Source organism: Halovibrio salipaludis (genome assembly GCF_002286965.1).
Lineage (GTDB): Bacteria > Pseudomonadota > Gammaproteobacteria > Pseudomonadales > Oleiphilaceae > Halospina > Halospina salipaludis.
In genome coordinates, this window is record NZ_NSKD01000009.1 from 77,336 (window position 1) to 90,452 (window position 13,117).

13 protein-coding genes, 1 tRNA gene and 1 pseudogene are annotated in these 13,117 nt (G+C 59.2%); 12 read left to right on the forward strand and 3 right to left on the reverse strand.

What is annotated here, in order from left to right:
- The first annotated feature begins 189 nt into the window (after positions 1-189).
- Positions 190-1,995: an assimilatory sulfite reductase (NADPH) flavoprotein subunit gene (locus CK501_RS14895; protein WP_095618538.1), complete on the forward strand. Its 1,806-nt coding sequence runs from the start codon at positions 190-192 to the stop codon at positions 1,993-1,995.
- Positions 1,995-3,698: an assimilatory sulfite reductase (NADPH) hemoprotein subunit gene (gene cysI, locus CK501_RS14900; protein WP_095618539.1), complete on the forward strand. Its 1,704-nt coding sequence runs from the start codon at positions 1,995-1,997 to the stop codon at positions 3,696-3,698. The genes CK501_RS14895 and cysI overlap by 1 nt, the downstream gene beginning before the upstream one ends.
- A 96-nt stretch (positions 3,699-3,794) precedes the next feature.
- Here the strand turns inward: cysI and CK501_RS14905 are convergent, their stop codons facing one another.
- Entirely contained in the window at positions 3,795-4,454 is a 660-nt protein-coding gene (locus CK501_RS14905) for a peroxiredoxin (RefSeq protein WP_095618540.1), read from the reverse strand.
- Positions 4,455-4,667: 213 nt separating this feature from the next.
- Between CK501_RS14905 and CK501_RS14910 the strand changes: the two genes are divergently transcribed.
- The 5 genes from CK501_RS14910 to CK501_RS14930 all read left to right on the forward strand — a co-directional run bounded on the left by CK501_RS14910 (position 4,668) and on the right by CK501_RS14930 (position 9,192).
- A complete protein-coding gene (locus CK501_RS14910; RefSeq protein ID WP_095618541.1) occupies positions 4,668-5,159 on the forward strand; it encodes an ABZJ_00895 family protein in 492 nt (163 codons plus the stop codon).
- 175 nt (positions 5,160-5,334) lie between these two features.
- On the forward strand, positions 5,335-6,051 hold the full coding sequence (locus CK501_RS14915; RefSeq protein WP_095618542.1) for a hypothetical protein: 717 nt from the start codon (positions 5,335-5,337) through the stop codon (positions 6,049-6,051).
- Complete coding sequence (locus tag CK501_RS14920) at positions 6,048-6,272, forward strand: hypothetical protein (protein WP_095618543.1); 225 nt, start codon at positions 6,048-6,050, stop codon at positions 6,270-6,272. Before CK501_RS14915 ends, CK501_RS14920 begins: the two co-directional genes overlap by 4 nt.
- Positions 6,273-6,369: 97 nt before the next feature.
- The gene (locus tag CK501_RS14925) at positions 6,370-7,800 is read left to right on the forward strand and encodes an exonuclease domain-containing protein (RefSeq protein WP_198949552.1); all 1,431 of its coding nucleotides are present in this window, start codon (positions 6,370-6,372) and stop codon (positions 7,798-7,800) included.
- Between the two features lie 183 nt (positions 7,801-7,983).
- Positions 7,984-9,192: an acetylornithine/succinyldiaminopimelate transaminase gene (locus CK501_RS14930; RefSeq protein WP_095618545.1), complete on the forward strand. Its 1,209-nt coding sequence runs from the start codon at positions 7,984-7,986 to the stop codon at positions 9,190-9,192.
- Here CK501_RS14930 and trhO read toward each other — a convergent pair.
- A complete protein-coding gene (trhO, locus tag CK501_RS14935; protein ID WP_095618546.1) occupies positions 9,185-10,165 on the reverse strand; it encodes an oxygen-dependent tRNA uridine(34) hydroxylase TrhO in 981 nt (326 codons plus the stop codon). The genes CK501_RS14930 and trhO overlap by 8 nt on opposite strands.
- Positions 10,166-10,305: 140 nt before the next feature.
- Between trhO and lpxL the strand changes: the two genes are divergently transcribed.
- The 4 genes from lpxL to CK501_RS14955 all read left to right on the forward strand — a co-directional run bounded on the left by lpxL (position 10,306) and on the right by CK501_RS14955 (position 12,590).
- Positions 10,306-11,277 (forward strand): LpxL/LpxP family Kdo(2)-lipid IV(A) lauroyl/palmitoleoyl acyltransferase, encoded by a 972-nt coding sequence (lpxL, locus tag CK501_RS14940; RefSeq protein WP_095618547.1) that lies wholly within the window; start codon positions 10,306-10,308, stop codon positions 11,275-11,277.
- A 36-nt stretch (positions 11,278-11,313) separates the two neighbouring features.
- Positions 11,314-11,586 carry an oxidative damage protection protein gene (locus CK501_RS14945; protein WP_095618548.1) on the forward strand — a complete coding sequence of 91 codons (273 nt, stop codon included), beginning with the start codon at positions 11,314-11,316 and terminating at the stop codon, positions 11,584-11,586.
- Between the two features lie 64 nt (positions 11,587-11,650).
- Positions 11,651-11,726, forward strand: a tRNA-Phe gene (locus tag CK501_RS14950).
- A gap of 261 nt (positions 11,727-11,987) precedes the next feature.
- The gene (locus CK501_RS14955) at positions 11,988-12,590 is read left to right on the forward strand and encodes a DUF4145 domain-containing protein (RefSeq protein ID WP_095618549.1); all 603 of its coding nucleotides are present in this window, start codon (positions 11,988-11,990) and stop codon (positions 12,588-12,590) included.
- A gap of 37 nt (positions 12,591-12,627) precedes the next feature.
- On the opposite strand, the pseudogene CK501_RS14960 reads toward CK501_RS14955, so the two are convergent.
- Positions 12,628-12,846: pseudogene (locus CK501_RS14960) on the reverse strand (tyrosine-type recombinase/integrase); the annotation flags it as partial.
- Between the two features lie 110 nt (positions 12,847-12,956).
- Between CK501_RS14960 and tnpA the strand changes: the two are divergent.
- The coding region (gene tnpA, locus CK501_RS17285) for an IS66 family insertion sequence element accessory protein TnpA (RefSeq protein WP_408607578.1) at positions 12,957-13,117 on the forward strand (161 nt) is incomplete at its 3' end.

Consider the following 13,117-nt stretch of genomic DNA (forward strand, 5'->3'; position numbering starts at 1 on the left):
TGACAGAATGGCGTTACATCACCCTCCCAAACCCCGGTTCCCACCGGGGTTTTTTGTGCTCACCCGGTAAGCCATTATCCGATATCGGCAAAATCCATAAGAAAAGACCCATAGATGGGTTAAAGCGATAACCTCTGCCTGTTATCCTTTTAGGCAATCGTGCTATTGGATAACAGGTGCTTATTCCTGATGACTCTATCATCAAGCAACTCACCCCTGACTGACGAGCAGGCCCGCCAGCTCAATGACGTGCTGGGTAATCTCGAAGGTCACCAGATTGACTGGCTCTCCGGGTATCTGGCCGGCTGGCGTGCCGCCCAGACCGGCCAACCTTCCGCCGGTGGGGCGGCTGCGGCTGCGGCGGCCAGCGCTGAAGCGCCCTCACTGACCGTGCTCTACGGCTCCCAGACCGGCAATGCCGAGGGTGTGGCCGAGATGCTCGGCGAGCAGGCCAGCGCCCGTGGCATCAAGGCCACCGTCGTGGATATGGCGGATTACAAACCGCGCCAGCTTAAGAGCGAGAGTTTCGTGGCCGTGCTCGCCTCCACCCATGGGGAAGGCGACCCGCCGGACGGCGCCCTGGACTTCCACGAGTTCATACACAGCCGCAAGGCCCCCGGGCTCAAGGGCGTCCATTACGGCGTGCTGGCGCTGGGCGACACTAGCTACGAGCATTTCTGCCAGACCGGCAAGGACTTTGATGCGCGCTTTGCGGAGCTGGGTGCCAGCCAGCTGGTTGAACGGGTGGATTGCGACGTGGACTACGATGACCCGGCAGAGGCCTGGGTTACGGCCATGCTGGATGCCATCGAGGCGAAGGCGGGGGCGGCAGTCTCCGCCGGCAGTGGGCAGACCGCGGGTGGAGCGCCCGGCAAGTCCCAGTACGACCGCAAGAATCCCTTCCCGGCACCGGTGCTTGAGAACCTGGTGCTCAACGGCCGTGGCTCCAACAAGGAGACGCGTCACATTGAGCTTTCCCTGGAGGATTCCGGGTTGACCTACAGGCCCGGGGACGCCGTGGGTATCTACCCCCAGAACAACCCCAGCCTGGTGGCAGCCATCATTGAAAAGCTCGCGCTGGACCCGGAAGAGACTGTCTCACTGGGCGAGACCCAGACCACTCTGTCCAAGGCCCTGACGCACTACCGCGAGATCACCGTGCTCACGAAGCCGCTGATGGAGCAGTGGGCGGCCTACAGCGGGGATGCGGAACTGCAGAAGCTGGTGGGCGACCAGGCGGGTGTGACCGACTGGATGCGTGGCCGTGATTTGCTGGACCTGATTGAAACCTGGCCGGTGGAAGGGCTGGGTGCGGATACCCTGACGGGCATGCTGCGCAAGCTGCCACCCCGGCTCTATTCCATCGCGTCCAGTCAGGCGGCGGTGGATGAAGAGGTCCATATGACCGTGGCGGCGGTGCGCTATGAATCCCACAACCGGGAACGGGAGGGCGTTGCCTCCACCTGGCTGTCGGACCGGCTTGAAGACGATGCCACGGTTCCGGTGTATATTGATCCGAACAAGAACTTCAAGCTTCCGGAAGATGATGATGCGCCTGTCATCATGATCGGGCCGGGAACCGGTGTGGCGCCCTTCAGGGCGTTCATGCAGGAGCGCGAGGAGCGTGGTGCCCGGGGCCGGAACTGGCTGTTCTTCGGTGAGCAGCACTTCCACATGGATTTCCTCTATCAGAGCGAGTGGCTGGCTTGGCGCCGACAGGGGCTGCTGGATCACCTCACCGTGGCCTTCTCCCGGGACCAGGAGGAGAAGGTGTATGTCCAGAACCGGATCCGGGACTACGCCACCGAGCTCTGGAGCTGGTTGCAGGACGGCGCCTACATCTACGTCTGCGGTGACGCGGATGCCATGGCGCCGGATGTGAACGAGGCCCTGATCGACGTGATTGCCCATGAAGGCAACAAGAGCCGTGATGAGGCCACCGAATACCTGCGGGATCTTGCCCGCGAGAAACGTTACCAACGGGATGTGTACTGATGGCCGATAAACTCCCAGAAGCCGAGATCATCAAGCGCGAGAGTCGCTATCTGCGCGGCACCATTGCGGAGAGCCTGGCGGATGAGGCCACGGGTGCCATCGCGGAAGCGGACACCAAGCTGACCAAGTTCCACGGCAGTTACCAGCAGGACGACCGCGACGTGCGTGATGAGCGGCGCAAGCAGAAGCTGGAACCGCTGTACATGCACATGGTGCGCCTGCGCCTGCCGGGCGGGGTGCTCACACCGACCCAGTGGCTGGGCCTGGATGAGGTGGCCGATGAGTGTGCCAACCACACCCTGCGGCTGACCACACGACAGACGTTCCAGTTCCATGGCGTATTCAAGAACAAGATGCGGACCCTGATGCAGCGGGTGAACGCCCTGGGCATTGATTCCAAGGGTGCCTGCGGTGACGTGAACCGCAACGTGGTCTCCAACGTGAACCCGCACGAGTCGCAGCTGCATGCGGAGATCCATCGCCTGTCCACCGAGATCAGCGAACGGCTGATGTGGCGCTCGGGCGCCTACGCCGAGATCTGGCTGGGCGAGGAGTGCGTGCACCGTGTAGGTGAGGAGGAAGAGCCCTTCTACAGCTACTACTACCTGCCGCGTAAGTTCAAGATCGCGCTGGCGGTGCCGCCGGAGAACGACGCGGACGTCTTTGCCAACGACATCGGCCTGATCGCCATTGTTGAAGGCGGCGAGCTGCGTGGCTTCAACATCGCGGTCGGTGGTGGCATGGGCACCACTTACGGTGAGCCCGAGACCTATCCGCGCCTGGGCACTGTCGCCGGTTTCGTGCCGGCGGAGCAGGCGGCGGATGCCTGCGTGGCGATCACCGCTATCCAGCGTGACCACGGCATGCGGACCAACCGCTCCCACGCGCGCTTCAAGTACACCATTGATGACCATGGCCTGGACTGGCTCCGCGAGAAGTTCACCGAGTACCACGGTCAACCGATGGAAGAGGCGCGGCCCTATGAGTTCGATCACAACGGTGACCGCTTTGGCTGGGTCGAAGGTGAGAGCGGCAACCATCATCTGACCGTGCACATCGACAGTGGGCGGATTGCAGACTGGGACGGTTATCCGTTGCGTACCGGTTTGCGTGAGATCGCGAAGGTGCATACAGGCGAGTTCCGGGTGACCTGTAACCAGAACCTGGTGATTGCCAACGTGACGCCGGAGCAGAAGGATACGATCCAGGCCCTGGTGGACCAGTACGGTCTGCGCGACGGCACGAAGGCGACGCCGCTGGCCCGCAATGCCATGTCCTGCGTGGCCTTCCCGACCTGTGCCCTGGCCATGGCGGAGTCCGAGCGCTACCTGCCGACGCTGGTGGAAAAGCTGGATGAGCTCATGGCCAAGCATGGCCTCTCGGATCAGGCGGTCAACGTACGCGTGACCGGTTGCCCGAACGGCTGCGCGCGGCCCTATCTGGGTGAGATTGGCCTAACGGGTAAGGCTCTGGGCAAGTACAACCTGTACCTGGGGGCGGACCATAAGGGTGAGCGCATGAACCGGCTCTACCGCGAGAACATCGACGAGGCGACCATTCTGGGGATCCTCGATCCGATGCTGGAGCGGTATGCGGCGGAGCGGGAGTCCGGGGAATACTTCGGGGACTTCCTGGTGCGTGCCGGCATCGTCGAGGCGGAGCGTACGCCGGCGATGTTCCATGAGGCACTGGCTGCGGAGTAAACCTCAGGCCGCACTCTCCTCTCCAGCCTGTTAGGCTTTCAGGAATAAAAAAACCCGGCCAAGGCCGGGTTTTTCTGTTTCAGGCTGCCGGAGTGGTTACTTCGGCTGCTTGACCGTGCGCAGGTAAGGCTTGTGGGTGGTGAAGCCTTCCGGGTACTTCTTCTGCGCTTCCTCGTCGCTGACGCTCGGCGGGATGATCACATCTTCGCCGTTCTTCCAGTTCACCGGCGTGGCGACGGTTTCCTTGGCGGTCAGCTGGCAGGAGTCCAGCAGGCGCAGGACTTCGTCGAAGTTCCGGCCGGAGGTCATCGGGTAGGTGAGCATGGCCTTGATCTTCTTGTCCGGCCCGATGATGAACACGGAGCGTACGGTGGCGTTGTCAGCCGGTGTGCGGCCTTCGGCTTCGCCTTCCTCGTCCGCCGGCAGCATGTCGTACTTCTGGGCCACGTTGAGGTCGGTGTCGCCGATCATCGGATAGTTCGGTGCGGTGCCCTGGGTTTCCTCAATGTCCTTGGCCCAGCTGGCATGGTTGTCCACCGGGTCAACGGAAAGGCCGATGATCTTGGTGTTGCGCTTGTCGAACTCGGGCTTCAGCTTGGCCATGTAGCCCAGCTCGGTGGTGCACACCGGTGTGAAGTCCTTCGGGTGCGAGAAGATGATGGCCCAGCTGTCGCCGATCCATTCGTGGAAGTTGATCTGGCCTTCGGTGGTCTGGGCGGTGAAGTCCGGTGCTGTCTGTCCGATTCTGAGGGTCATTGAATGTCCTCCTGCGGGTTGTTGTCGGTTATGCCTAGGATATATAAGCAGCCGCTCCAACCAAAATGGGTTTTATAAATAAGGTTATGCGGTTCCTGTTGTTTCCCTGGCGCCTTGCACGTTTCCGGGCCACCGCGTATCTTGATGCTCGGTCGTCTTAGGCTAAAGGTTACATGCGACCAGTGAGTACAAACTTCAAGGAAGGAGTTGATTATGGAAGGGAATACTCCCGTAGCCAAGTACGTTTGGCTGTTACTTGGCACCAACATCGCATTCGTCATTCTTTTCGGGTTGGTTACGCTCTGGCTTGATCTGGACCCGGACAGTACTCCCTCGCTCGTTCTGTTTTTTTTCTCCATCGCCGTTCCATCCTATGTGTTCGTAAAGGATCATGGGCGTGAGCCCACCAAGTCTGAACGCAAGCGCCTTGTTCGCTGGTCATTTGTTGGGCACTCACTGTTCAGTGTGTTGATGTTGGCCTTGCTCCTGGCCCTGCCCGGGCCGCTCTTCCCCGCGACACCTGAAACGGGACTGGATGTTCAGACAATCGCCCTGATCATCGGCATCAGCCTGGGGATTGCCATGTTGCTGGCTTACGCTGCACTCGCAGCCGGCTACAGCTTCTTTACGAAGCAGGTGGCGCGAGGCTTTGAAAAGCAGGCTCAGAAAGAGAGATCCCATGCCCCGAGTGAAGAGTCGGGGTGAACATCGTGAGATAGCGAAGGAGCGTATGATGGGGCGTCCTTTTGCTCCCACATACCCCGTCAATGAACTCACCTTTATCGGTATTGAAATTACCTATAGAAGTGTCGTGAGGCGTGTCACTGAGATAGGTCTGCACTCACGGATTGAGAGAGAATCAGCATAAAAGGAGTTTCGAATGTCGGTTGTCGATGAAGCCCTGGATATTAGCTCTGCACTGGGAAACGGTGTTTACGCCATTGGTCAGGATATAGTGTTTGGTTTTCAGAGGACCGGTCAGGGGTATGGCCTGGGAGAAGATGGGCGTGTCGGAGAGATCGGCTATGAGAACCGAGCAATGGTCGAACTTTTGCAGAAAGTGGCGGAGTATGGAATCACAGATCCCAAAAGTCCTCTGCATCAGCTGATCTATTACGTTCTGGAGAATTATTATTCCCATCTTCCGGAACCGGTCCTGAATAAGGTTGCCAGTGAGGCACGGGTGGGCGTCGCTTATGCGGCGGGGCGACTTGTTATAGGCAAAAAGTTGGCGAGGGCGGTGGCTGTTAGGATCGCTGTCGCAATAGCTGCAACCGCTGTGTATAAGAGCATTGCGATGAGGGTTGGCGTTGCAGCGGGCACTTCTGCAACTGGTATTGGTGTGCCTATTGGTCTTCTGATTGGGCAGGGGATCATGCAAAGATCATCTCGGGCATCAAGACGACTGCGTAAGAAGAGTCCAGAGCTTTATAGGAAGCTGCGGCGTAAGGGTGACCTTCAATTGCTGTATTTTATTGTTGAGCGGCCCTTGGAAAAATACGTTGAGGCTATTGCTTTGGCTGAAAGGTCTCCCAAGGAGTTTCGTGAGAAGGTTGATAGCATACACTCCTCGGTTACGCAGGAGAGGACGCAATGAAAGGGGTCATTTACTACATATCCAAATTAACCCTTCTGGATGAACTCCTTGGATTTGCGTATTGGGCGCTATGCATTGTCGGCCTGATCCTTTTTATCGACACGGAGATACCCGGTTTCTGGAAAATCCTTGGAGTAGGCGTCTATATCCCTCTGATTGCTGTCGTTTACATAGCCGGGGTAAAGAAGGTGAAGGCCTACTTCAGGAGGCAGGAACAGTAGGGCTGTGATCTGCTATCGGCCTGGGTTCGAATAGTATTACGTCCCAGTATAGGGTGGCATGCGTATTGTTCAGCTCTGAGAAAGGCCTGCAGGTATTGTGAAACTCGCCTTTATCGACCTTGAAACCACGGGGGGAAGTGCCTCGGGTGACCGCGTCACAGAGATTGGTCTTCGCCTCTGGGAGGATGGTGAGGTCATCGAGGAGTGGCAGACGCTGGTCAATCCCGAGCAGACCATCCCGCATTACATTGAGTCACTGACCGGCATCACCAATGCGATGGTGGCGGAAGCGCCGCGGTTTGAAGAGGTGGCCGAAACCTTCCGGGAGAAGGTGGGTGATGCGGTCTTCGTGGCGCACAACGCGCGTTTTGATTACGGCTTCATCAAGGCGGAGTTCCGCCGTTTGGGCAAGGCCTTTGCGGCACCGGTGCTCTGCACGGTGAAGCTTTCCCGCCGGCTGTATCCGGAATACCGGCGCCACAACATGGATGCCCTGATCGAGCGCCATGGTCTTGAGCCCGGGCCGCGTCACCGGGCCATGGGTGACGTGGAGTCCATGTTCCAGTTCTTTGAGCGGATCCGGTCCGAGCAGGGCGTGGAGCCGGTGGCGGAGACGATCCAGGCTCTGCTTAAGCGCCCCAGTATCCCCTCCCATATCTCACCGGACATCCTGGACGAGCTGCCGGATACGCCGGGGGTCTACCGCTTTTACGGGGAGAATGACGTCCTGCTTTACGTTGGCAAGAGCACCAACATCCGCCAGCGGGTGGCCTCGCATTTCTCGGGGGACCACAACACCAGCAAGGGCGTCCAGCTCTCCCAGAGCATGCGCCGGGTGGACTGGACGGAGACCGCCGGCGAGCTGGGCGCGCTTCTTCTGGAGCTGCACCAGATCAAGACCCTGAAACCGCTCTACAACCGGCGTTCCCGGGCGGCGAAACGGCTGGTGAGCATCGCGCTCTCGGAGACAGAGGCGGGGTATCTGGGCGCTGAGCTGAGCTGGCGGATTGATCCGGCAAGTCTGGGCCAGTATCACGGACTTTTCCGGTCGAAGAAGGATGCGCAGAAGGCGCTCCAGGGCACTGCCCAGAAGAATGAGCTGTGCAACCGGATGCTGGGGCTTGAGAGCGGCCCGGGTCCGTGTTTCCAGCGGCGGCTGGGGCGGTGCCGGGGTGCCTGTGAGGGCGAAGAGGATGTGACGCGCTACAACCTGCGCACGCAGATTGCCTTTCACAGCATGCAATTGACGACCTGGCCCTGGGAGGGGGCGATCGGGGTCGTGGAGTCGAATGAGGCCATGGGTAGAACGGATATCCATGTGCTTTATAATTGGGCGCATCTTGCGACGGTCCACAGTGAGGCGGCGCTGCGTGAGCTGGAGCCGGGGCGTGAGGCGCTGGCGTTTGATCTGGATTCGTACAAGCTGCTGGTGAAGTATGTGATGGCGCCCTCGCACCGGTTGCGGGTGATTGAGTGCCCCTGGGTGCCCCGGCCTGAGGTTGTTTGGCCTTCCGGTTATCAAGACTGATTGTATGTTGCTGGGAGGGCAGGTGGTACTGCTTACCGGGAATCGCTATGAATCCATCCTTGGACGCTGCGCGGTCGCCATCCCTGGCGACCGAGCTTCCCGGTAAGCAGTACCACCTGCCCTCCATAGGGCGCCCTGCTGTACGCCGCTAAGACTAAATTTTCCGATAAAGAGAGTGATCGAATGAGTGATTCGTCCGTAAGCCGAGCCACCTTCGATGAAGTCATGGTCCCCACCTACGCCCCCGGCGATGTGATCCCGGTGAATGGTGAAGGCGCCCGTGTCTGGGACCAGGAAGGGAAGGAGTACATTGATCTGGCCGGGGGGATTGCGGTTACGGCGCTGGGGCACTCGCATCCCGGCGTGATGGCAGCGCTTCAGGAGCAGGCGGCGAAGATCTGGCATGTGAGCAATGTCATGACCAATGAGCCGGCGCTGAAGCTTGGGCAGTATCTGTGCGAGAACACGTTTGCGGAGAAGGCGTTTTTTGCGAACTCCGGGGCGGAGGCCAACGAGGCGGCGTTCAAGCTGGCTCGCCGTTACAGCTGGGATCATCACGGGGATGGCCGGCACGAGATCATTGCCTTTGATGGCAGTTTCCATGGCCGGACGCTGTTCACGGTGGCCGTTGGCGGCCAGCCGAAGTACCTGGATGGTTTCCGTCCGGGGCCGGAAGGCGTCCGGCATGCGACGTTCAATGATGCGGCGTCGGTGAAGGAGCAGATCTCGGACAGGACCTGCGCCATCGTGGTTGAGCCGGTGCAGGGCGAGGGCGGTGTGCGCCCGGCGGATTACGGGTTCCTGCGCGAGCTTCGCCGGATCTGTGATGACAACGGGCTACTGCTGATCTTTGATGAGGTTCAGTGTGGCGTTGGCCGCACGGGGCGGCTCTATGCGTACCAGGATTATCACGTGGAGCCGGACATCCTGACCACGGCCAAGGCCCTGGGGAACGGCTTTCCGATATCCGCGATGCTGACGCGGGCGGACATCGCGGCCAGTTTCACGGTCGGTACCCATGGCACCACCTACGGTGGGAATCCGCTGGCCTGCGCTGTGGCCCGCCGTGTGCTGGAGTTGGTGAACACTAATGAAGTGCTGGAGGGTGTGGCTAAACGCCAGCAGCGGCTGTCTGACTGGCTCGAGGCCATGGCTGAGGAGACGGGACTATTCCGTGATGTACGAGGCAGGGGGCTGCTGATTGGGGCGGAGCTGGCTGCCCCCTACGATGAGAATACCAAGGCCTTTGTTTCGGCAGCGCTGGAGGCCGGTGTGCTGGTTCTGGTGGCCGGCGGCACGGTGCTGCGCTTCGCGCCGCCGCTCAACATTCCCATGCCGGACCTGGACGAGGCGCTGGACCGGCTCGAAGGGGCATGGAAGGCTCTCAGCTAGAGCCTTCCCCGGCCTCATCCCTGGCGCGCTTGGCCTGGCGGCGTTGCTCGATGACCTCCGCCGCCTCGGCGCCCACGTGGGCCTCGCCGCGTTCCTTTGCCAGGCGGATCTGGCGTTCACGCTCCGCGAAGCGCGCCATCTGTTCCTCGGTCAGCGAATCGTAGCACTTGGGGCAGCTGATGCCCTGCTGGTACTTTGGTGACTGCTTGTCGTCCTCGGTAATCGGGCGCCGGCAGGCGTGGCACTGGTCGTACTGGCCGCGCTCCAGGTTCTGGTTCACCGCCACACGCTCGTCGAAGACAAAACACTCGCCGTTCCACAGTGACTGCTCTTCCGGCATCTCCTCGAAGTAGCGCAGGATGCCACCTTCAAGGTGATAGACCTCCTCGAAGCCCTGTTCCTTGAGATAGGCGGTGGACTTCTCGCAGCGAATGCCGCCGGTGCAGAACATCGCGATCTTGCGGTGCTTCTGCGGGTCCAGGTTCTTTTCCGCGTATTCCGGGAATTGGCGGAAGGCCTCGGTGCCGGGGTTGATGGCGTTCTGGAAGGTGCCGACCTCCACCTCGTACTCGTTACGGGTGTCGATCACCGTGACTTCCGGGTCCTGAAGCAGCTGGTTCCATTCATGGGGCTTCACGTAGGTGCCGGCGGACTGCTTCGGGTCGATGCCGTCCATGCCCATGGTGACGATCTCGCGCTTGAGCTTCACCTTGGTGCGGTTGAATGGCTGGATGTCCGTCTCGGAATCCTTGTAGTCGATTCCGTCGAAGCGCGGGTCTTCGGCCAGGCGTGCCTTGAGCGCGGCGATCGCATCGTGGGAGCCGGCCACGGTGCCGTTGATGCCCTCGCGGGCCAGCAGCAGGGTGCCGCGGATGCCCTGGTCCAGCAGGAACTGGCGCAGCGGCTCACGCAGCTGTTCGTAGTCGTCCAGGCGCACGAAGCGGTAGAGTGCGCAGACGGCGTAGGTCGTCATCGGATTGTCCTCCGTTGCGGGCTGGAACGTAAAACCAGAGCAATGGTGAAGGTGCGGATTGTACCCAATGTGCTTCACCGTTTGCCATCGAATCGGTATTCTGGCCAGTCACTGTTAGTTGGCGGTATAAGAGTTGACTCGTGCGTCCTATTGATCCCAAGTACTATTACCGGCGTTTCCTCCATCCACGCTACTGGCCAACCTGGATCCTGATCGGGGTTCTGCGCCTGCTCGCCTATCTGCCGCTTCCGGTACTGCAGGTGATCGGGCGGGGTCTGGGGTGGCTGAGCTACCTGATTGGCAAGGAGCGGCGCACGATTGCCCGCACGAACATCTCACTGTGCTTTCCGGACATGTCCGAGAAAGAGCGGGAGAAACTGGTCCGTGAAAGCATCATCGCCACCACCAAGGGCTACGTTGAGAGCCCCAAGGCCTGGTGGGGGAACATGAAACCCCACATTGAGCGGCTTGAGGTGCACGGCAAGGAGCACCTCGAGGAAGCCCGCCGTCGTGGCAAGGGCATCCTCATGCTGGGAGGGCATTTCAGTATCCTGGATTTTGCCGGGCCCTTCGCGGATGCCGTGTTCGACTTCAACCACATGTACCGGCCCAACAATAACCCGCTGTTCGACGCGGTCATTGAGCGCAACCGGCGCAAGTTCAGTGGTGCTGCGTTCAACAAGCGCCAGCTGAGGCAGATGATCAACTTCATCAAAGAGGGCAATATCGTCTGGTACGGTTGTGATCAGGATTTCGGGCCCCGCTACAGCGTTTTTGCGCCGTTCTTCGGCGTTCAGGCCGCAACGCTCACAACGCCCGCCTGGATTGCCCGAGAGACCGGTGCAACGGTGCTGTTCCTGAGCCAGTTCCGGGAAGGCAATGGCGTTTACAGCGTGCACTTCTCCGAGGTCTTTGAGGACTACCCGTCGGACGACGAGGTCGAGAACGCGACCCGTCTCAACCAGGAGATCGAGAAGGTGGTCAGGCGCTACCCGGAGCAGTACCTCTGGGTACACCGCCGCTTCAAGACACGGCCGAAAGGCGAGCCCAGCGTCTATCCGCCGAAAAAGAAGACATTCATGAAGAAACTGCGCAAGATGATGCGGGGCTGAGACCCGCGGATCGACGTCGCAACCAGGAGCCGCGCAATGGCACGAACCGTTTTCTGCCGCAAATACCAGCAAGAAATGGAAGGCCTGGACTTCGCGCCGCTACCGGGCGCCAAGGGCCAGGAGATCTACGAGAACATCTCGAAACAGGCCTGGGAGGAATGGCAGGCCCGCCAGACCCGCCTGATCAACGAAAAGCACCTCAACATGCTGGACCCGAAGGCGCGGGAATACCTGCAGGAGCAGATGGAGGCATTCTTCAACAATGAGGAGTCCGACGAGGCCGACGGCTTCGTACCTCCGGAAGAATAAGGCCAGTTCGTGCCCCGGCTCTTGACGTGGGGGCTCCGAACCGGTTTAATAGCGCCCCGTTGTCGCCCGGATAGCTCAGTCGGTAGAGCAGTGGATTGAAAATCCTCGTGTCGGTGGTTCGATTCCGCCTCCGGGCACCACAAATATCAAAGACTTAGCCCGCCTCGTGCGGGCTTTGTTGTTTCTGGGTGTCTACATTTCGTCTACCGTTTTCAGCCCTCCTTCATACAGCTAAATCGCGTCTCCTGATAGAATGACCTTCGCTAGTCACTAAGGTATTCTTTAATAAAAGGATTTGCACGCTGTGGCTCCGGCGGATTGAAGCGTCTTGTACAGTTCAAAAATACCGACGTCACTGAGGCCCAGAAATCGCCCGCTATAGGAAATAGGTCGAGATATATATGCCTAAGCTTACTCAAAATCTCCTGTTGCCGCGTTGCCCTCATTGTTCAATTGCAACTCCAAATCTATCGCAAAAGTACAAGCTTGAGACAACTGACCAGGCCGGCGCGAACAGAAGATCATGGGGAATTTATGTGTGCTGCCGGTGTGGTGGTGTAGTAACAGCAAGCGCCTTTCAATTCAGTTCAGAGATTCTGGAATGTTACCCTTCTTCAAGTTCAGTTGATGACGACATACCTCAAAAACCACGCTCATACCTACAGCAAGCTCTTGAGAGCTTGCACGCACCGGCCGGCGCAGTAATGCTGACCGCGAGTGCGGTTGATGCCATGTTGAAATTAAAGGGATATACCGAAGGCAGTTTGTATTCGCGGATAGAAAAGGCTGCGCAAGAGCATGTGATCACCAGTGACATGGCGAAATGGGCACATGATGTCCGTCTAGATGCCAATGACCAACGACATGCTGACGAGGATGCTCATCTCCCATCTACGAACGACGCTCAACGCGCCATAGATTTCGCACGAGCCCTAGGAGAAATACTCTACGTTCTTCCAAACAGGGTCGCGCGGGGAATTACCAATGCACAAGAATCCGAATAGCCGCAACCGGTGTACGGCTTGAATACCTGATGGAGCGCTAAACGATAGGTGCATACGCTATCGCGCTTCTTAAATGGTCCGGTGACAAATGTGCGTAACGCATCGTAAGCTTAATATCCGAGTGCCCCAGGATTCGCTGAAGCGTCAGAATGTCGCCCCCATTCATCACGAAATGACTCGCGTAGGTATGCCGACAGATATGGGTAAGTTGCCCCTGGGGAAGCTCGATGCCAGCACGCCGGATCGCGTGCCGAAAAGCAGCGCTGCAACTTTCAAATGTAAGCGTTCATTCTAAGACACCCTGCCACTCCAGCGAATAGCGCCCTACAGTAGCCTCAAATTCTCCAATACGAGGTTACTACTCCCATGAGCAAACGCCGCACTCCCGAACAATGGCAGGCCCTGGTCGATCAACAGCGAGACAGCGGCTTGTCAGCCATGCAGTTCTGCAAGCAGCAGAGCATCGGCTATGCCAGCTTCTGCAACTGGCGCAAGCGCCTGTCTGATGCGCAGGCTGGCGAGTCCGC